This window comes from Corynebacterium sp. AOP12-C2-36 (assembly GCF_052379185.1).
Taxonomy (GTDB): domain Bacteria; phylum Actinomycetota; class Actinomycetes; order Mycobacteriales; family Mycobacteriaceae; genus Corynebacterium.
In genome coordinates this window covers 51,939-70,162 of record NZ_JBQSYJ010000001.1, presented here as the reverse complement: position 1 = coordinate 70,162, position 18,224 = coordinate 51,939, and the positions used below count along the sequence as shown (strand labels likewise).

The window sequence follows — 18,224 nt, the reverse complement described above, 5'->3', positions numbered from 1 at the left end:
TAGCTGTGGGCGCCCCCGGATTCCAGGCAGTTACACCTGTGCCGACCGTAGGGTCGAGTAGGGTGACCGGCCGTTGGAGGGGGAGGTCATCGCCAGGAACAGCTCCGCACACGACAGCGCGTCGGTCACCGCCCGGTGCGGCGGGTAGGTCGGCAGTCCGTAGCGTTCGCGGATGCGCGGCAGGCGCAGGTCCTCCCCCCGGGGGTGCACGGACCTGCGCTGCATGCGCCGGCGCTCCAGTGCGTAGGTGTCCAGGGTCGGCACCGTGAGCCCGGTGCCGAAGGCCGTCCGGCACGCCGCGGAGAGGAAGTCCTGCTCGATCATCGCGAAGTGGGCGAGCATCGCCCGGCCCTGCAGGGCCTCCAGGAGCTCGCCCAGCGCGTCCTCCAACGGCATGCCGGCGTCGACTACGTCGTCCGTGAGCCCGTGCACGGTCGCCGACTGGCCCACGCCCTCGTCGTCGTCCTGCGGTCCGGCGATCACCACCTCGCGTGCCCCGGACAGCACGATGCGCCGTCCCTCCATCGGCACCCAGCCGATCGACAACAGCCGGTCGGACGACAGGTCCAGCCCGGTGGCCTCGACGTCGACGGCGAGGACCGGCAGGTCCTCCAGGCGCGTCGAGCCGGCCGGGGGACGCTCGGCGTAGAAGTCCGCCAACGCCCCGGTCGCCCGACGCCTGTTCCACGTCCTGCGCAGCATGCTCACGTGTTCCTCACCGGGTACTTCACGGCCAGGGAGGTCTGGATGCTCTTGATGATGCCGAAGGCGTCGCGCAGGTTCTCCCGGTCGAGCTTGCCCAGGTTGTCCGGGTCGATGCGGTAGTCGGCGACCTCCCCGCTGCGCAGCTGGCCGGCCTGGTGGCGCAGCGAGAGCGCCTTGAGGAAGTTGAAGGCCTCCGTCAGGTCGCGGGCGGCCTTGTGCGTCAACGCCCCGGTGGACGCCGCCTGCGCCAGGCGCTGGTGGGTGCCCACCGCCTTCACCCCGCCCATCAGGGCGTACAACCGGGCGATCTGCACGATCGGCGCGGTGCCGCCGGCCTTGACGTCCAGGGTGTTGCGGTAGTCGCCGCCACGCTGGACGACCAGGCCGCGGAAGATGCCCAGCGGCGTCTCCTTGCGTGCGACCAGGGCGGCGAGCCGGGCGTGGAAGCGCGAGGAGCTGCGTGCCAGGGCCACCGAGTAGCGGTGCACCCGGTCGGCGAGTTCGCGCGCACCGTAGACCGGGCGCATGTCGAAGAAGGTCTGGGCGTGCAGCAGCGCGTCCGGGTTCGGCGCGGTGACCCAGGTGTGGAAGGAGTCCTTCCACTGGTCCACGGTCATCCGCCACTTCGGGTTCATCGCCATCATGTCGCCGGGGCACAGCCGCTGGCCTGCCTCGTCCAACCCGGTGCACACCAGCCGGCCCAACTCGGCGAAGTACTCCCCGTGCAGTTCCTCGTCATAGGAGTTGTGCAGCACCAGGCCGTTGTCCTGGTCGGAGGAGAAGCCCACCGCCCGGCGCGCCTGGGAGCCGATGACGATGAAGGCGTAGGGCACCGGCGGGGGCCCGAGCTCCTCCTCGGCGAGCACCAGCAGCCGGCGGGCCAGGGAGTCCAGTGCCACGGTGAGGATCTCGCTGGCCTCCTCGGCCGAGGCACCGCGGGTGATGAACCCGCTGGTCATCTCGGCGGTGTCGTTGATGATGCTGCGCATCTGCTCGGTGTCGGTGGCCTTGGCCAGGTCCGCGGTGAGGTAGATCGGGTCGTTGCGCAGCGCACGCATGATGTCGGAGGCCGAGATCACCCCGATGACACCGTCGCCGCCGCCGTCGAGCCCGCCGACGACGGGCAGGTGGTGCACGCCCTGCTCACTCATCATCAGCATGGCCTCGAAGGCGGTGGTGTCCGAGGAGGTGGAGAACGGGTTCTGCGTCATGATCCCGGACACGGCGGTCTCGGTGTCCAGGCCCGCGGCGAGCACGCGGGTGCGCAGGTCGCGGTCGGTGATGATGCCGACCAGCTCATTGCCGGAGACGTCCGGGAGCTCGGGGCCTGCGGTGTCGGCGGGGTCGGCGGCTCCTCCCGTGTCCCCGGAGTCCCCGGTGTCGGCGGTGTCCCCCGTATCGGCGGTGTCGGCGAGGACCGGCAGGCAGGAGATGCTGTTCTCGCTCATCAGCTGGGCGGCCTCGCGCACACTCGCCTCACAGCTCACCGACACCAGGTCACGGTCCACCAGCTCGGCGACGTGGGTGCGCAGTGCGTCCGACCCGGAGCGCACGCTGAGCCGCTCGGCAGCGGCGCGGATGCGTTCGGACACCCCGGCGAAGTAGCGGGCGACCTCGGGGTTGCGCTCGATCAGGCCGCGGACCTCCTCGCGGTCCATGGTGAGAAGGAGGCTGTCCTCGACGGCGATCATGGTGTAGTGCGACGGACCCGGGTCCACCCCGAATCCGCCCTTCGTGACGATGGTGGAGTGGCCGAAGAAGCGGCCGGCGCCGCGGCGGTCGAGCAGCACGTCCTGGGAGTCCAGGACGTCGACGGCGCCGGAGCGGATCACGTAGAGGACGTCGTTGGGCTGCCCGGCGGTGATCACCGTCTCCCCGCGGCGGACGTAGATGATCTCCATCTTGGCCGGCAGGTCGTCGAGTTCCTCGTCCGGCAGGTGGCTGAACGGCTCGTGGCCGCTGAGGAACCGCCGGACCTCGTCAAGTTCCACGCTCATGGTCGGCAAGTGTATGGGGTGGGCGCGGGGCACCGGACACCCCCAACCCCGAAGTGGGGGTATAGGCAACGAGTTTCACATCAATTCGTGGCATAGTGCTGTATTCCACTGTGACGTGGATTACCCTGACGGGCATGGCACTGGAACACGCGATCATGATCTCCCTGGCGGAACGCCCGGGGACCGGTTATGACCTGGGACGACAGTTCGCCACATCCCTGGGCCACTTCTGGCCCGCCACCCGCCAGCAGATCTACCGGACGCTCGGACGCCTGCACGACGACGGACTGGTGACGTGTCGCGACGTCGCCCAGGACGGCAGGCCGGACAAGAAGATCTACACCCTCGCCCCCGCCGGGCGCACCGCCTTGCACGACTGGATCGCCGACCCGTCCGAGGTCATGAAGATCCGCGACGACCTGTCGGTCAAGATCCGCGGCGCCGAACACGGCGACCTGCGCGACCTGCTCGCCGACGTCGCCGCGCACCGCGACGCCCACACCGAGACGCTGCGGCTCTACCGCAGCTACGAGGCGCGCCAGTTCCCCGAGCTCGCCGGGAACGGCGGGAACGCCACAGACGGCGGCAGGACCGCGCTGACCGGACGCCGCCTGCACCAGCACCTCGTCCTGCGCCTGGGCATCCGCCTGGAGACCAGCTTCGTGGACTGGTGCGCCGAGGTGATCGACGCCCTCGGCAGTACCGGCACAGAACCGACCACAACTGCGACCACACACGAGAAGGAAGACGACGGATCATGACGAGTTCCCCGTTCCCCCACCTCTTCAGCCCCCTCACCATCGGTGGCCTCACCCTGCCGAACAGGTCGGTGATGGGGTCGATGCACACCGGCCTGGAGGACCGCATCTGGCACGCCGACGAACTCGGCGAGTTCTACGCCGAACGCGCCCGCGGCGGTGTCGGCCTCATCGTCACCGGCGGCATCGCCCCGCTGCGCAGCGGTGACCTCATGCCCTTCGGCGGACGGATGGCCACCCCCCTGGCGGTGCTGCACCACCGCCGTGTCACCGACGCCGTCCACCGCGAGGGCGGGCGCATCGCCATGCAGATCCTGCACGCCGGACGCTACGGGGTCACCCCCTTCAAGGCCGCCCCCGGTTCCGAGCCCTCCCCGATCCACCCGTTCAAGCACATGCGCATGACCGAGCGGATGATCCGTCGGGCGATCCGCTCCTTCGGACGCGCCGCCCGCCTGGCCCGCAAGGCCGGCTACGACGCCGTGGAGATCATGGGTGGCGAGGGCTACCTGGTCAACCAGTTCCTGTGCCCGCACACCAACGACCGCACCGACCGCTGGGGCGGCTCGACGGCCAACCGCCAGCGCTTCCTCATCGAGGTCATCGACGAGATCCGCCGGCAGGTCCCCCGCGACTTCCCGGTCATCCTGCGCCAGTCCATCGCCGACTTCGTCAAGAACGGCCAGACCTTCGACGAGATCGCCCTGCTCTCCCGGCGCGCCGAGCGCCACGGGGTCGACGCCATCAACACCGACATCGGCTGGCACGAGGCCCGCGTGCCCACCATCGTCACCTCCGTGCCGCGCGGTGCGTTCGTGAAGTTCACCGAACGGCTGCGCGACGAGGTGTCCATCCCCCTGATCGCCTCGAACCGCATCAACACCCCCGAGGTCGCCGAGGGGATCCTGGCCAACGGCAAGGTCGACGCCGTGTCCATGGCCCGCCCGCTTCTCGCCGACCCCCACTTCATGGCCAAGGCACAGCAGGACCGCGCCGACGAGATCAACACCTGCATCGGCTGCAACCAGGCCTGCCTGGACCACATCTTCGTGGGCAAGAGCGTCTCGTGCCTGGTCAACCCGCGTGCCGGGCGTGAGACGAAGCTGGTGCTCTCCCCCACGCGCCATGCGCAGAAGATCGCCGTGGTCGGTGCCGGACCGGCGGGTCTGTCCGCCGCGGTCTCCGCCGCCGAGCGTGGTCACCACGTGGAGCTATTCGAGTCCCGCGACGCCATCGGCGGACAGTTCTCCATCGCCGCGAGGATCCCGGGCAAGGAGGAGTTCCACGAGACCATCCGCTACTTCTCCACGCGGCTGGACACCCTGGGTGTGGACGTCCACCTCAACACCCGCGCCAGCGCGCAGGACCTCGTCGACGGCGGCTTCGACCACGTCATCGTCTCGTCCGGCGTGGCCCCGCGCATCCCCGACATCGAGGGCGTGGACCACCCCAGCGTGATGACCTACGCCGACGCCGTCCTGGGCGACCGCGAGATCGGCGACCGCGTCGCCGTGCTCGGCGCCGGTGGCATCGGCTTCGACGTCTCCGAGTTCCTCACCACCCCCACCGGGCCCGACTCCCCCACCCTGAACCTCAAGGAGTGGGAGCAGGAGTGGGGTGTCGACAGCGACCCGGCCGCCGTCGGCTCACTGACGAAGCCGCGTCCCTCCGCGCCGCTGCGCAAGGTGTACATGGTGCAGCGCAAGAGTTCCCGGCAGGGCAAGTCGCTGGGCAAGACCACCGGCTGGGTGCACCGTGCGGCGGTGAAGATGAAGGAGGTCGAGCAGATCAGCGGGGCGACCTACGAGAAGATCGACGACGACGGCCTGCACCTCGCCTTCTACGAGGACAAGGACGGCACCCGCACCCTCACCGACCGTCGCGTGCTGGAGGTCGACTCCATCGTGTTGTGCACCGGCCAGGAGTCCGTCACCGAACTCGTCGCACCGCTGCGGGAGGCGGGGGTGACCTTCGACGTCGTCGGGGGCGCCGATCTCGCCGCCGAGCTGGACGCCAAGCGCGCCATCCGGCAGGGAACCGAGGCCGCCGCCGCGATCGCCTGAGTTCCGCGATAGGGTCGGGACGGTCCCCTCCCCCCGCCTGACATCGTCCGAAAGGCCAGACAACGTGTCCCTGTCCCGCCGCAAGTTCCTGCTGAGCGCCGGAGCGTTCTCCCTGGCCGCCGTCGTCCCGCTCGCCGCCTGCTCGCGCGACGGTTCCGGTAGAGCGCAGGACGCCACGTCCGGCGACAGCCAGGCCACCGCCGAAGACGGCGTCGGCGTGGCCGTCGTTCCCGACGACCCGTCCGGCGTCGCCACGAGCGCGGCTCTCTTCGCCTCCGCGAGCACCGCGGTGCTCGTGGCGTCCGACCCCACCCCGGAACAGGTGGGCACCGCCTGCACCCTGGCCCGGGACAACGGCGTGCCCGTCCTGCTCGACGGTGCCGGTGGCGATTCCGGTCCCGTCATCCAGGAGCTGTCGCGGCTCGGTGCCACCGACGTCGTGCTCGTCGGCGGCAGTGCCGACGACGTCGACGGCCTCGGGGACCTCAACGACATCACGGTTCACACCGTCGACACCGGCGATGCAGACAACTGGCCCGAGGACCTGGACCCCGGCGTCGCTGGCGAGGACCTGGAGTCCGCGGGAGTGGCACTCGCCGCCAGCACGTCCTCCCCCGTCAGCGTCGCCACCACGGTCGCCGCCGGATACTCGCTGACCCGCGTCATCGCCCCCGACCCACGCTCCACCGACGAGTCCGTGGCCGCCAGCGTCGAGGCGATCACCGGCGACGGCAACCTCATCGCCCTCGGCGACCACTTCGGCACCGCCGACGACCTGCGCCGACGCGCCGAACTCGCCGCCACCGTGGAAGGCAACCTTCCCGGCGGCGGACAGGTCATGTTCCCCGGGCGCAAGATCATCGCCCTCTACGGCCACGCCGCCGAACCCCTGCTCGGCGTGATGGGCGAACAACCCCCGAAGGACGCCGTGGAACGCGCCCGCCACCTCGCCGCCGAGTACGACGCCACCAGCGACGTCCCGGTGATCCCCTCCTTCGAGATCATCGTCACCGTCGCCGCCGCGGAACCCGGCCCCTCCGGGAACTTCAGCAACTACAGCGACCCCGCGGAGGTCGTGCCCTGGATCGACGCCATCGTCGACGCCGGCGGCTACGCCATCATCGACATCCAGCCCGGACGCGAGACCCTGCTGCAGCAGGCCCAGCACTACGCCGACCTGCTGAAGAACCCCTCGGTCGGCCTCGCCCTGGACCCGGAGTGGCGGCTCGGCCCCGACGACCAGCCGATGGTCGAGGTCGGCCACGTCGACGCCTCCGAGATCAACGAGGTCGCCGACTGGCTCGAGGGGCTCGTGGTCGCCGAGAAGCTGCCGCAGAAACTGCTGATGATCCACCAGTTCCAGCTCCAGATGATCCGCAACCGCGAGAACATGACCACCGGCACCGACAACGTGAGCGTCGCCGTGCACTGCGACGGGCACGGACCGCAGGGTGTGAAGATGGAGACCTGGAACGTGGTGCGCCAGGACCTCGACCCCGCGATCGCCCTGGGCTGGAAGAACTTCATCGACGAGGACGAGCCGATGCTCGACCCCGCCCAGACCGCCGCGATCTCGCCGACCCCGGACATCGTCAGCTACCAGTAGGTGGCGTGCAGGTGGTGGTCGGGTGGCGGGGGCTACGCTGCTCCCCTGGCCCCTACCCCGCCCCGATGTAGCCAGATCACCCTCCCAGGTAGCCAAATCGCCCGAATCCCTTCCTGGGCGGGCGACTATTTCGCCGTCTTACCCCGGGGAGCAAGCATGCCGGCGACCGCGGCCAGGACGACCACGCCCCACAATCCCAGCAGCAACGACCACGGCACATCCAATGCTGTCGTGACCCCCGTGCCGACCAACATCTCAGACAGGGCGAACTGCGCTGCCCAGAGCGACACCGCAGACATCACACCCGCAGCCAGGCCGATTACTAGGCCGATGCCGCCGAGAACACCGCTGACCCGGGCGCGGGAGAAGCTGAGACGACGCATCCCGGTGCGCGTCCCCTGCAGGTCCCCGGCGAACCCGACCACCGCATGCACCAGGGCGACGACGGCGATCAGCCCGATTCCGCCGACCATGCCGGCCAACGAGTCCATCTGCCCCTGCTGCTCCGAGTCGATCTGCTCTTCGACGACCTCCTGCGGGGCCAGCCAACGCACGTCCGGGACCACCTCATTCACGTCTGCTGCGCCGGCGACGAAGGTGCGCTCACTCATCTCCCCCTCAACCGCTGACACGCTGAGAGGGAAGGACGTCCCGTCCACCGTGAGCCCTCCACCAAGGGCGGAGTCGCGGTCGACGACGGCGGACACCGTCATCGTCCCTGACCAGTATCTTCTCACCGAGTTCCCAGCGCTCGTCTGCAGCGACGTCGTCGCCTCCGATCTCGGCGAGGGATCCGGCGAGAACCGTCCCCTCCACCGACAACTGGCCGATCGAGACGGGATCGACCCGGTGCACGGGAAGCTGGTCGACGGAGTTCACACCCTCCAACCACCCGGGGTCCGTGTCCAACGGAGACACGGTGAAACCAGCCTCACGCGCCGCGGTTGACTGCGCTTCAGTCAGGTCTCGAGCGGTTACCGCCGTGGCCTGCAGCGAGGCCGCGCTCCGGTTCGCGTCCCCGATCGTGCTGGTCAGTGCAGCAAGGGCCGCCGTGCCCCCGAGCACCACCAGGAGGGAGGCGACCAGTGACATCCCTGCGACGCGACGGGCCCGGTCGTTGACGACGCCGCCGATAAGCATGCGTCCGGTCCCTCCGCGCCGCAGCAGCCAACTGACCACACGCAGCACCGGCACGGCGAGTCCCCACATGAGAAGGAGGGTGCACAGAGCGATTCCGAAGGACATCTCATTGAAGTTGTCCATGGTCGTCGTGGCGTCGTGGAGTGCCCACAGGGCCATCGCCGCGCCAACGCCCACGGCGTAGCGGAGCGGCGTAGCCAGTACCCGCAGGATGCGACGGCCTCTGCCCGGGCGCCGTGCGTCCGCCTCAATTCCTGCGAGGTGGCGCCCCTGCCACCACACGGTCACGATGCCCCATGCGGCCAGGCAGATTCCGGCCAGAACCGTGGGGCCGGGCATCCACAACGAGCCGAGCTCGGTTGTCACCAGCCCGATCCGGCCCAGCAACCACCTGTAGGCCAACCCTGCCACCGGCGACAGCAGGAGTCCGAGGACAACCGCCACCACAGCGAGGGCAAAGGTGGCCCCGGCAATCCGTAGCCGGACCAACCTCCGCGAAACCCCCAGCAGTCGCAGTGTCCTCGAGGTCGGTGCCAGGCTGGACACGAGGAACTGCGCGACCGAGGGGAGGAGAATGACCCCGACCACACAGGCAATCGCGGAAACCATGAACGCGAACGTCGCGGTCCCCTGGTAGTTCGCCCACGTCGCGGACACCTCGGTGGTCACGACGTCCGACGCTCGGTAGCCGTCGGCCACCTGGGTGGCACGAACCGCGGTGCCGATGACACCGCCGGCCAGGCCGGTGAGCAGGGTAACGACAGTGAGAAAGCCAAGGCAGACGGTGCGGTGACCGGCCAGCATCAGTCGGAACATCGTCACGCCGGATCACCCGCAGACATCGCGTTGACGATCGTTCCGTCCCGGAGTTCCAGCGTCCTGTCCGTCACCGCGGCAACGTCGGCATCATGGGTGACCATGAGGATGCTCGTACCGTCCGCCGCGAGCTCACGCAACAGCGCCACGACGACACGGCCGTTCGCCTCGTCAAGTGCACCCGTGGGTTCGTCAGCGAAGATGACCTGCGGGGACACGGCCACCGCGCGGGCGATCGCGATCCGCTGACGTTGCCCGCCGGACAACTCATCCGGCCGTGACCTCAGATAGTCCTGCATCCCGACCCTCGACAGCGCTTCAGCGATGCGGTCACGGCTCGCGTGACCGCCTGCCATGCGTATCCCCAGCGCAATGTTCTCCTGGACGGAGAGGAAGTCGAAGAGGTTGTACTCCTGGAACACGGTCGCTGTGGTGGTGGCCCGGAGACGCGACCGCCTCCCGTCCGAGAGATCCCGGAGGCCGGTGTCACCGTAGTTGACGACTCCTGAATCCGGTCGGACGATACCGGCGAGAAGGTTCAGGAGCGTCGACTTCCCAGACCCCGACCGGCCCATCAGAGCGAGGAAGGAACCCGCCGGGATGCTGACGTCCACACCTGCGCCGGCCACGCCGCCGATGACCGGTCCGTCTTGCTCCCGGTAGGTCTTGGTCAATGCATGCGCGGTGATGTCCATGTCCCCACCCTGCGGTAGTGAGGGCTCAGGATCGAGAGGAACCCGGAACGTCGGGAGCTGGCTCCACCCCCGGAAGAACGGTGGAGGTGAGTCCACCGACACGCGTGCCCCTGACCACTACACTTACTGACCGTGGAGTTTTCAGCGAACGATCCATCGAACGCCCCTCAGGCACCCAGGTACTGGCCGGCGGGGTTCGACGTCCGACCGTGGAGATTCCTCGCTGACCGAGGTCCGTGGCGGGCCCTGCCCTGGACCCTCCTCCTTGCAACCCTCTTCCTCCCAGCCCTTGTCACGGCGCTCATCCTGTTGCCGTGGCTGCCGTTGAGCGCCCGAGCATCGGATTCAGTCGGTCGTCTCGGTTCCCGGTGGATGAGGGTCTCCGTGCCCGACCGCCCGGTCAACCGGTGGTTCGACTGGCGGCAGACAGCTGAGCTCTGCGCCCAGCTACTACTGTCCTTCGCCGCTTTCCTGCTGTCGCTGAGCCTCGGTCTCCTCACCTGTGTACTTGCCGCAACCCCCTTCATGTGGGCCAGCCGCGGCTTCCCGGGAGGCACCGGAATCGACCTGGGGGTCCTGGAGATCCACGACACCGGGGCTCTCGTCGCCATCGTCGGGGCCGGAGCTGCAGTCTGCGCCCTCGCTTTCCTGTACGCCAGCTGGGTCATCACCGGCTGCTCGGTCGCTGTTACCGTCGCCTCGAACTCGACGGTTTCCCCCGACGTCGCCGAGATCACCCGGTCACGGGCCGTCCTGGCAGATGCCTTCACAGGCGAACGTCGCCGCATCGAACGCGAGCTCCACGACGGTGCCCAGCAATACCTCACGGCGCTGCAGCTCAATGTGGCCGCGCTGGAAATGACTGCGCGGACGGGACAAGAGCTGACTGAGCCCATGGACAAGGTGAAGGTCAATGCACGGCAAGCTCTCGAATCGCTACGGGCCACCGTCCGCGGCATTTACCCTCAGGTGCTGGCCGACAAGGGTTTGGTGGCCGCGGTGGACGAACTTGTCTCCCATTCCGGGCTCGATCACCGCTTCGTCCTCGACGGAGCCGAGGATGACTTCCGCCTCACCGACACCCCCGCCCTCCTGCTGTACCACTGCACCGCAGAGGCTCTGACGAATGCCGTGAAACACGGGGATGCCGACGCCGTACGGGTCACCCTGTCCGACGACAACGGGCACACCGTCCTCGCGGTCGACAACAACGGCACTGGCACCGGCACGGGCTCTGCGAAGGTAGCCGCCGCCTCCGACGGAGGAGGCACAGGCATCGCCGGACTCACCGAGCGCGCCGCCGCGCTGGGAGGGACCGTGCAGTTGTCAGATCTTGGTACGTCACAAGGACGATGGACCACACGACTGGAAACGAGGCTTCCATGAAGATACTGCTTGCCGAGGACACCACACTGCTTCGCGAAGGCCTCGTCGGACTTCTGGAGTCCGCCGGGCACGAGGTCACCGCGGTCGTCGACGCCGACTCACTGCTGGCTGCTGCTCAGTCGGCATCCCCCGATCTCATCGTCAGCGATGTCCGGATGCCACCAACAATGACGGATGACGGGCTCGCGATGGTGCACCGGCTTCGTCAGGACGCGGACGAGCACCGACTGTCCGTCCCCGCGCTGATGCTGTCCCAATATGTGGCGGCCGCCTACCTCGACGACCTCCTGGAGCACGACGGCTTCGGATACCTGCTCAAGGAACGTGTCGCCGATGTCGATAACTTCCTCACCGCCATAGCGAGCGTCGCAGACGGTGGGACAGTCGTTGATCCGGAGGTGGTGCGCGCCCTGGTGAGTTCCCGGCGCAGCGGCATTGGCGATCTGACGGCGCGCGAACGCGAGGTCCTGGAGCACATGGCGGCCGGCGACTCGAACTCTCAGATCGGCGAGAAGCTCTTCCTCTCCCCTGGTGCCGTGAGCAAACACGTGGCCAACGTGTTCATGAAACTCGGGATGCTGCCTTCGGACGAGAACCGTCGGGTACGGGCGGTGCTGACCTGGCTACGTCACGCAGGTCGGTAACCGGCGCCTCCCCCACCCCTCGCTGCACCGGCCCACCCCGATGTAGCCAGATCACCCTCCCAGGTAGCCGAATCGCCCGATCGCCTTCCTGGGCGGGCGACTATTCCGCAATGGTGCGGCAACGCGGAGGTTCAGCCAGACTGCAGCCAGACCACAGCTAGACCGCGGCGGCGATCCGGTCGCCGACCTCCACGGTGCGCACCGGGGACCCGTCACGCGAGCCGGCCTCGGCGAGCACCGCGGCCTCGATCCGCTCCGCCTGCGACACGCGCAGGGCCGCGTCCTCCCCGGTGGCCCCCTCGTCGTCGGCGAGGTGGCGCAGCAGCAGCGCGGCGGACAGGATCGCCGCACACGGGTCGGCGATCCCCTGCCCGGCGATGTCCGGCGCCGAGCCGTGGACGGGTTCGAACATCGAGGGGTTGCGGCGCGACGGGTCGATGTTGCCGGAGGCCGCCAGACCGATCCCGCCGGTCACGGCGCCGGCCAGGTCGGTGAGGATGTCGCCGAAGAGGTTGTCGGTGACGATCACGTCGAAACGTCCCGGGTCGGTGACCATGTAGATCGTCGCGGCGTCGATGTGGCAGTAGTCCACGATGACGTCCGGGAAGTCCGCGCCCACGGTCTCCACCGCGCGTGACCACAGCCCACCGGCGTTGACCAGCACGTTGGTCTTGTGCACGAGGGTGAGCCTGCCGGAGCGGGCCTGGGCGCGGGTGAAGGCGTCGTGCACCACGCGCTGCACGCCGTACCAGGTGTTCTGGCTGACCTCGCTGGCGACCTCGTTGTCGGTGCCTTCACGCAGTGTGCCGCCGTTGCCGCAGTACAGGCCCTCGGTGCCTTCCCGCACGACCACGAAGTCGATCTCGCCGGGGGCGGCCAGCGGGGAGGACGACCCGGGGTACAGCTTCGCGGGACGCAGGTTCACCGCGTGGTCGAGGCGGAAGCGCAGCGGCAGCAGCAGACCTCGTTCCAGCACGCCGGCGGGCACCGAGCGGGGGTCGCCGATGGCGCCGAGCAGGATGGCGTCGTGGGCACGCAGGGAGTCCAGGTCGGCGTCGGTGAGCAGTTCACCGTTGCGCAGGTAGCGGCGCGCCCCCAGGTCATAGTCGGTGGTGTCGATGGTCTCGTCGCCGGTGACCGCGTCGAGGACCTTCAGGGCCTCCGCGGTGACCTCGGTACCGATTCCGTCTCCGGCAATGACCGCGAGTTTCATTCTGTGGACCCTTTCTGGCGTTTCTGTCTCACATCGTTGGAAAAATCCTTCCACAGGCTACCACGCCGCGCCGTGGGCCTAACTCGCCGCGGGACACGACTGGAGCTACACTTTACTTTCCCCGACGGACGTTCCTTCGTCGCGTCCACCACCTGTCCCCGGAAGGCAGCTGCCTTGACCTCGCACCACCCCACCGACACCACCCCGACCGGGTCACCGGTCACGGCAGCCCCGCCGTCCCCGCCGGCGGCGGGCCGTCCTCTCGCAGGACGCACCGTCCTGACCGTAGGTCTGGCCCTGGTCCTGGCCGTGGTCGCCTACCGCGAGACCCGTCCGGTGGTCTTCGAACGCACCCTGGACCTCTACAAGGTGCCCACCGACTTCATGGTGTACTTCCGTGCCGGTGAGGCGTTGGCCTGTGGCGAGGGCATCTACGACGGCCCGCTCTACGGTCACCTGCCCTTCACCTATCCGCCGTTCGCCGGCAGCATCTTCCGCTACGTGGCCTCCGCACCGGCGGAGATGTCGGCGACGTTCTGGCAGCTCGCCTGCGTCGGCGCACTGGTCGCGGTGGTCCTCGGCACGCTGGTGCAGCGCGGATACCGGCTCGACACCGGGACGATCGCCCTGGGCGTGGCCGCCGCCATGGCTGCACTGGCTCTGTCTCCGGTGCGCGACAGCTTCTTCTACGGCCAGATCAACATGCTGCTGATGCTCCTGGTCGCCCTGGACTTCCTGCGCACGCGTGACCGGCTGACCGGCATCGGCGTGGGTATCGCCGCGGGTCTGAAGCTCACACCGGCCTTCTTCATCCTCGTCTTCCTCATGCAGCGGCGGTGGCGCGAGGCGGCGACGGCCACGGCGACCTTCGCCGTCACGGTGGGCATCGGGTTCCTGACGGTGCCGGACGCGATGCGCTTCTGGACGTCCGCCATCTTCGACTCCTCCCGGATCGGCAGCGACACGGTGTCCGCCTCGCAGTCGCTTAAAGGCTTCACCGAGCGCACCTTCGACAGCGACACGACGGGCACCGCCGTGTGGCTGGTGTCGTGCGTGGTCGTGGTGGCGTTGCTGTACGTGGCGGTGCGCTGGGCCACGCGTCGGGGCAACCAGGCGCTGGTGATGGCCCTCGGCGGGATCACCGCGTGCCTGATCTCCCCGTTCTCCTGGCACCACCACTGGGTGTGGCTGGTGCCGCTGGTGGTGTGCCTGGTGGACCTCGGGGTGCGCGCGGCGCCGGCGTGGCCGGGACACCGGGTGCGGTCCTGGTTCTCCTCGCAGGTCGGCGCGCTGCTGGCTCTGCTGGTGGTGTGGGTGGCGATGATCCCGTTCGTCAGCCACCAGGTGTCGGTGCACTGGTCGTTCATCGGCCAGCAGTACATGTCCGTGCCGTGGAACAGCATGTGGGTGCTGTGGGGCGTGCTGATCCTCGTGGCCTTCGCCGCGGTCGGTCTGGTCGACGCGGTGCGCTCGCGTCGCACCGAGACGGGCACCGAGACGGGTACCGAGACCGGCACCGTCCCCGCGGAGGAGCCGACAGACAGCAACCCCGCAGGACGCTGAGAGCGTCCTGCGGGGTTGTGGACCCGCGGGCGGCGCCGGCACGGCGCCGGGGAGGGTTCGCGGGCTACACGGCCTCGGGGCCGTGGACCTCGACGTGGTCGCGGGACGCCATCATCACGAGGATGGCGACGACGGCCACGACGGCGGCGACGTAGTAGGGCACGGCGACGCCGACACCCTCACCGATCTTCGTGGCGGCGAAGGGGGCGATCACGCCACCCATCCAGCGCACGAAGTTGTACCCGGCGGACGCCACCGGCTGCGGGGCGTCCGACACGCTCATGGCCATCTCGGTGTACATCGTGTTGTTGATGCCCAGCAGGGCGCCGGAGAGCACGACCAGCACGACCACGACCGGGGTGGTGTCGTGGAAGACGCCGAGCAGGGCGTAGATCACCAGCAGGCCGACCAGGGTGGCGATGGTGGTGTTCGCCGCACCGATACGGTTCTGGATCAGCGGGGCGATGAACACGGAGAACACCGCGAGGCAGCAGCCCCAGCCGAAGAACACCGCACCGATGCCGATCTCACCGAAGCCGAGGACGAACGGGGTGTAGGCCAGCACGGTGAAGAAGCCGAAGTTGTAGAACAGGGCGGAGAAGGAGACGCCGAACAGGCCGCGGTGCTTCAGGGCCTTCAGCGGGGCGGTCACGCTGGTCTTCTCGGCCGGCGGCGGGGTGGCCGGCAGCTTGAACAGCAGGACGACCAGGGCGATGAGCATCAGCAGGGCGGTGCCGAAGAAGGGTCCGCGCCAGTTCAGGGAACCCAGGGCCGCGCCGAGCAGCGGGCCGGCGGCCATGCCGAGGCCGAGTGCGGCCTCGTAGAGGATGATGGCCACGGCACGTCCGCCGCTGGCCACCGACACGATCACGGCGAGGGCCGTGGCGACGAACAGGGCGTTGCCCAGTCCCCAGCCCGCCCGGTAGCCGACGAGCTCACCGACGCTGTTGGACGTCCCGGCGAGGCCGGCGAAGACCACGATCAGCGCCAGGCCGGTCAGCAGCGTCTTCTTGCCGCCGATGCGGCTGGAGACGGCGCCGGTGACCAGCATCATCACGGCGGTCACCGCGAAGTAGCTGGTGAACAGCAGGGAGACCTCGGACGCGCCGGCGTCCAGGTTCTCCGCGATCGCGGGGAGGATGGGGTCGACGAGACCGATCCCCATGAACGCGAAGACGCAGGCCAGGGCCGTGGCCCACACTGCGACAGGCTGCCGCATCATCGACGTCTTCTCTGATTCGAGTGTCGCGCCGTTGAGCGTGGCCTCCTGGGTGTCCTGTCTCATTCGCGGTCGTGCCTTTCCAAGTTTCTCGATGTGTCTTCGCTGACCCGACGGATGTACGCGCTGGCGAAGGCCGTCAGCGGTTCCAGTGCGTCGGCAATGCGCCGTCGTGCGTCGTCGTCGAGCAGGTCGAAGTGCTCGGCCAGCGCCCGGTTACGCAGGTTGTTGTCCCGCGTACGTGTGGCGCGTCCCTCGTCGGTGATCTCGACGAGGGTGACCCGGGCGTCCTTGGGACTCCGGACCCGGCGAACCACGCCTGCCCGTTCCAGCTTGTCGATCTGTTGCGTCATGCCCGGCTGGGTCATGCCGTTGATCCTGGCGAGCAGCCCGATCGAGTGGGGCTCCTCGGTCAGCGTGTTGAGGATGCCCAACTGGGTGAGCGTGTGGCTCCCCCGGTGGTCGAGAAGGCGCACCATGTGCAGACCTTCCCGGAGGGCGTCGCGGAACTCGTCGGCGAGCTGGTTGTCCTCGTCCGTGGGGTTGTTCGCGGGTTTGTCCGCGGGGACGGGGGCAGGCGTGTGGTTGGCAGCATTGTTGTCAGTCACGGCAACGACCCTAACCCATAAGACAGTTATTTACATAACTCCCCGAAGTGTTATCACCCCCACCACCTACCCCCACCACTTTGCGGCGGTCGACGCTCCCCCGTCGTTGACCACCGGCAGGACGGCCCCCTCGCCGTCCCGTCCCCGTGGCAGTCCCGTCCCCCGTGGGGTCTAGCTCAGGTCGAGCAGGACGGTGCGCGACGCCGACAGGGAGTCGGCGATCTGCTCCTGCAGGTCCTGCGGGACGTCCTTGTCCACGCGCAGCACCAGCGTGGCGGAACCCTGGTCGGCGTCCTGCGTCAGCGCGGCGGCGTCGATGTTGATGCCCGCACGGCCCAGGAAGGTGCCCACGGTGCCCAGGGCACCGGGCTGGTCGTCGTAGTTGAGGAACAGGTTGAGCCCCTGTGCACGCAGGTCCAGGCCGCGGCCGTTGATGCGCACGATCTTGTCCACGCGCTCCAGGCCGGTCAGCGCACCGATCACGGAGACCGAGGTGCCGTCGCCGGTGACGACGGTGACCTCGAGGACGGAGCGGTGGGTCACGGACTCGTCCGCGGTGGTCACCGAGAGGTCCACTCCGCGCTCGGCGGCGATCTGCGGGGTGTTGACGAAGGTGACCTGCTCGTCGACGACGCCGGAGAACACGCCGCGCAGTGCCGACAGACCCAGGGCGTCGACGTTCTCCGAGGACAGCTCACCGCGGGCCTCGACGTTGACGGCGGTCACGGCCTGGTCCAGCAGACCGGAGGCGACCTTGCCCAGCTTGGTCGCCAGGCCGAGCCACAGCGCGACCTCCTCGCTGACCTTGCCGCCCGTGACGTTCACGGCGTCGGGCACGAAGTCGCCGGACAGGGCCTTGAGGACGGACGCGGCCACGTCCGTGCCGGCGCGGTCCTGCGCCTCGACGGTCGAGGCGCCCAGGTGCGGGGTCACGACGACCTCGTCGAGCTCGAACAGCGGGGACTCGGTGCAGGGCTCCGAGGCGTAGACGTCGAAGCCGGCGCCGCGCACCGGACCGTTCTTGATCGCCTCGGCCAGGGCGGCCTCGTCGACCAGTCCACCGCGGGCGGCGTTGATGATGATCTGACCCTCCTTCGCCTTGGCCAGGAGCTCGGCATTGAACATGCCCGCGGTCTCCTTGGTCTTCGGCAGGTGGATGGTCACGAAGTCGGAGCGGCCGACCAGCTCGTCGAGCTCCACGAGCTCCACGCCGAGCTGTGCGGCACGGGCCGGGTTGGCGTAGGGGTCGTAGGCGACGATGTCGGTCTCGAAGGCCGCCAGACGCTGGGCGAACAGCTGGCCGATGTGGCCGAAGCCGACGATGCCGACGGTCTTGCCGAAGATCTCCACGCCCTGGAAGGAGGAGCGCTTCCACTCGTGGTCACGCAGGGTCTTGTCCGCCGCCGGGATCTGACGTGCGGCGGAGAGCAGCAGCGAGATGGCGTGCTCGCAGGCGGAGTGGATGTTGGACGTCGGGGCGTTGGCGACCATCACACCCTTGGCGGTGGCGGCGTCGATGTCGACGTTGTCCAGGCCGACGCCGGCGCGTCCCACGATCTGCAGCTTCGGGGCAGCCTCCAGGACCTCCGCGTCGACGGTGGTCGCGGAGCGCACCAGCAGCGCGTCGGCGTCCACGACGGCCTCCAGCAGTGCGGGACGGTTCGGACCGTCGACCCAACGGACCTCGACGGAGTCCCCCAGCGCGTCCACGGTGGACTGGGCGAGCTTGTCGGCGATGAGGACGACGGGACGGGAATTCTGACTCACGGATACTCCTGACAGCTGTGCATGTCCCGGCCCCTCCGGCACGA

At 68.8% G+C, this 18,224-nt stretch carries 15 protein-coding genes; 6 read left to right on the top strand and 9 right to left on the bottom strand.

Going from position 1 to position 18,224, the window contains the following annotated elements:
• Window positions 1–30 precede the first annotated feature (30 nt).
• Together ACT3UN_RS00300 and ACT3UN_RS00295 are read right to left on the bottom strand one after the other, a co-directional pair.
• The gene (locus ACT3UN_RS00300) at window positions 31–702 is read right to left on the bottom strand and encodes an exonuclease domain-containing protein (protein WP_301443890.1); all 672 of its coding nucleotides are present in this window, start codon (window positions 700–702) and stop codon (window positions 31–33) included.
• Window positions 703–704: 2 nt separating this feature from the next.
• Window positions 705–2,702, bottom strand: a complete 1,998-nt coding sequence (locus ACT3UN_RS00295) for a putative nucleotidyltransferase substrate binding domain-containing protein (RefSeq protein WP_301443891.1) — start codon at window positions 2,700–2,702, stop codon at window positions 705–707.
• Window positions 2,703–2,836: 134 nt separating this feature from the next.
• Between ACT3UN_RS00295 and ACT3UN_RS00290 the strand changes: the two genes are divergently transcribed.
• From ACT3UN_RS00290 to ACT3UN_RS00280, 3 genes are all read left to right on the top strand, one after another.
• Window positions 2,837–3,463: a PadR family transcriptional regulator gene (locus ACT3UN_RS00290; RefSeq protein WP_444655716.1), complete on the top strand. Its 627-nt coding sequence runs from the start codon at window positions 2,837–2,839 to the stop codon at window positions 3,461–3,463.
• Complete coding sequence (locus tag ACT3UN_RS00285) at window positions 3,460–5,523, top strand: oxidoreductase (RefSeq protein WP_444626419.1); 2,064 nt, start codon at window positions 3,460–3,462, stop codon at window positions 5,521–5,523. The genes ACT3UN_RS00290 and ACT3UN_RS00285 overlap by 4 nt, the downstream gene beginning before the upstream one ends.
• A gap of 64 nt (window positions 5,524–5,587) precedes the next feature.
• Window positions 5,588–7,129 (top strand): hypothetical protein, encoded by a 1,542-nt coding sequence (locus ACT3UN_RS00280; RefSeq protein ID WP_444655714.1) that lies wholly within the window; start codon window positions 5,588–5,590, stop codon window positions 7,127–7,129.
• A gap of 125 nt (window positions 7,130–7,254) precedes the next feature.
• On the opposite strand, the gene ACT3UN_RS00275 is transcribed toward ACT3UN_RS00280, so the two are convergent.
• The 3 genes from ACT3UN_RS00275 to ACT3UN_RS00265 are packed head-to-tail and all read right to left on the bottom strand — an operon-like array spanning window position 7,255 to window position 9,780.
• Window positions 7,255–7,740, bottom strand: coding sequence for a hypothetical protein (locus tag ACT3UN_RS00275; protein WP_444655712.1), 486 nt, complete (start codon window positions 7,738–7,740; stop codon window positions 7,255–7,257).
• Between the two features lie 7 nt (window positions 7,741–7,747).
• A complete protein-coding gene (locus ACT3UN_RS00270; protein WP_444655710.1) occupies window positions 7,748–9,091 on the bottom strand; it encodes a hypothetical protein in 1,344 nt (447 codons plus the stop codon).
• On the bottom strand, window positions 9,088–9,780 hold the full coding sequence (locus tag ACT3UN_RS00265; protein ID WP_444655708.1) for an ABC transporter ATP-binding protein: 693 nt from the start codon (window positions 9,778–9,780) through the stop codon (window positions 9,088–9,090). The genes ACT3UN_RS00270 and ACT3UN_RS00265 overlap by 4 nt, the downstream gene beginning before the upstream one ends.
• A 384-nt stretch (window positions 9,781–10,164) precedes the next feature.
• Between ACT3UN_RS00265 and ACT3UN_RS00260 the strand changes: the two genes are divergently transcribed.
• Together ACT3UN_RS00260 and ACT3UN_RS00255 are read left to right on the top strand one after the other, a co-directional pair.
• Window positions 10,165–11,166: a sensor histidine kinase gene (locus ACT3UN_RS00260; RefSeq protein WP_441582066.1), complete on the top strand. Its 1,002-nt coding sequence runs from the start codon at window positions 10,165–10,167 to the stop codon at window positions 11,164–11,166.
• Window positions 11,163–11,810 carry a response regulator transcription factor gene (locus tag ACT3UN_RS00255; protein ID WP_301443844.1) on the top strand — a complete coding sequence of 216 codons (648 nt, stop codon included), beginning with the start codon at window positions 11,163–11,165 and terminating at the stop codon, window positions 11,808–11,810. The genes ACT3UN_RS00260 and ACT3UN_RS00255 overlap by 4 nt, the downstream gene beginning before the upstream one ends.
• 157 nt (window positions 11,811–11,967) lie before the next feature.
• Here the strand turns inward: ACT3UN_RS00255 and ACT3UN_RS00250 are convergent, their stop codons facing one another.
• Window positions 11,968–13,023 carry a 3-isopropylmalate dehydrogenase gene (locus ACT3UN_RS00250; RefSeq protein ID WP_301443863.1) on the bottom strand — a complete coding sequence of 352 codons (1,056 nt, stop codon included), beginning with the start codon at window positions 13,021–13,023 and terminating at the stop codon, window positions 11,968–11,970.
• A gap of 174 nt (window positions 13,024–13,197) precedes the next feature.
• On the opposite strand from ACT3UN_RS00250, the gene ACT3UN_RS00245 reads away from it, so the two are divergent.
• A complete protein-coding gene (locus ACT3UN_RS00245; RefSeq protein ID WP_301443864.1) occupies window positions 13,198–14,586 on the top strand; it encodes a glycosyltransferase 87 family protein in 1,389 nt (462 codons plus the stop codon).
• A 64-nt stretch (window positions 14,587–14,650) separates the two neighbouring features.
• On the opposite strand, the gene ACT3UN_RS00240 is transcribed toward ACT3UN_RS00245, so the two are convergent.
• The 3 genes from ACT3UN_RS00240 to serA all read right to left on the bottom strand — a co-directional run bounded on the left by ACT3UN_RS00240 (window position 14,651) and on the right by serA (window position 18,180).
• Entirely contained in the window at window positions 14,651–15,871 is a 1,221-nt protein-coding gene (locus ACT3UN_RS00240; RefSeq protein ID WP_301443865.1) for an MFS transporter, read from the bottom strand.
• On the bottom strand, window positions 15,868–16,413 hold the full coding sequence (locus tag ACT3UN_RS00235; RefSeq protein WP_301443866.1) for a MarR family winged helix-turn-helix transcriptional regulator: 546 nt from the start codon (window positions 16,411–16,413) through the stop codon (window positions 15,868–15,870). The genes ACT3UN_RS00240 and ACT3UN_RS00235 overlap by 4 nt, the downstream gene beginning before the upstream one ends.
• Window positions 16,414–16,584: 171 nt before the next feature.
• Window positions 16,585–18,180: a phosphoglycerate dehydrogenase gene (gene serA, locus ACT3UN_RS00230; RefSeq protein WP_441578839.1), complete on the bottom strand. Its 1,596-nt coding sequence runs from the start codon at window positions 18,178–18,180 to the stop codon at window positions 16,585–16,587.
• Between the last annotated feature and the right edge of the window lie 44 nt (window positions 18,181–18,224).

Coding starts and splice junctions, on each gene's coding strand:
- ACT3UN_RS00255 (WP_301443844.1), top strand. CDS start 11,163: ATGAAGATACTGCTTGCCGAGGACACCACACTGCTTCGCGAAGGCCTC.
- ACT3UN_RS00240 (WP_301443865.1), bottom strand. CDS start 15,871: ATGAGACAGGACACCCAGGAGGCCACGCTCAACGGCGCGACACTCGAA.
- ACT3UN_RS00250 (WP_301443863.1), bottom strand. CDS start 13,023: ATGAAACTCGCGGTCATTGCCGGAGACGGAATCGGTACCGAGGTCACC.
- ACT3UN_RS00265 (WP_444655708.1), bottom strand. CDS start 9,780: ATGGACATCACCGCGCATGCATTGACCAAGACCTACCGGGAGCAAGAC.
- ACT3UN_RS00295 (WP_301443891.1), bottom strand. CDS start 2,702: ATGAGCGTGGAACTTGACGAGGTCCGGCGGTTCCTCAGCGGCCACGAG.
- ACT3UN_RS00275 (WP_444655712.1), bottom strand. CDS start 7,740: ATGAGTGAGCGCACCTTCGTCGCCGGCGCAGCAGACGTGAATGAGGTG.
- ACT3UN_RS00300 (WP_301443890.1), bottom strand. CDS start 702: ATGCTGCGCAGGACGTGGAACAGGCGTCGGGCGACCGGGGCGTTGGCG.
- ACT3UN_RS00290 (WP_444655716.1), top strand. CDS start 2,837: ATGGCACTGGAACACGCGATCATGATCTCCCTGGCGGAACGCCCGGGG.
- ACT3UN_RS00285 (WP_444626419.1), top strand. CDS start 3,460: ATGACGAGTTCCCCGTTCCCCCACCTCTTCAGCCCCCTCACCATCGGT.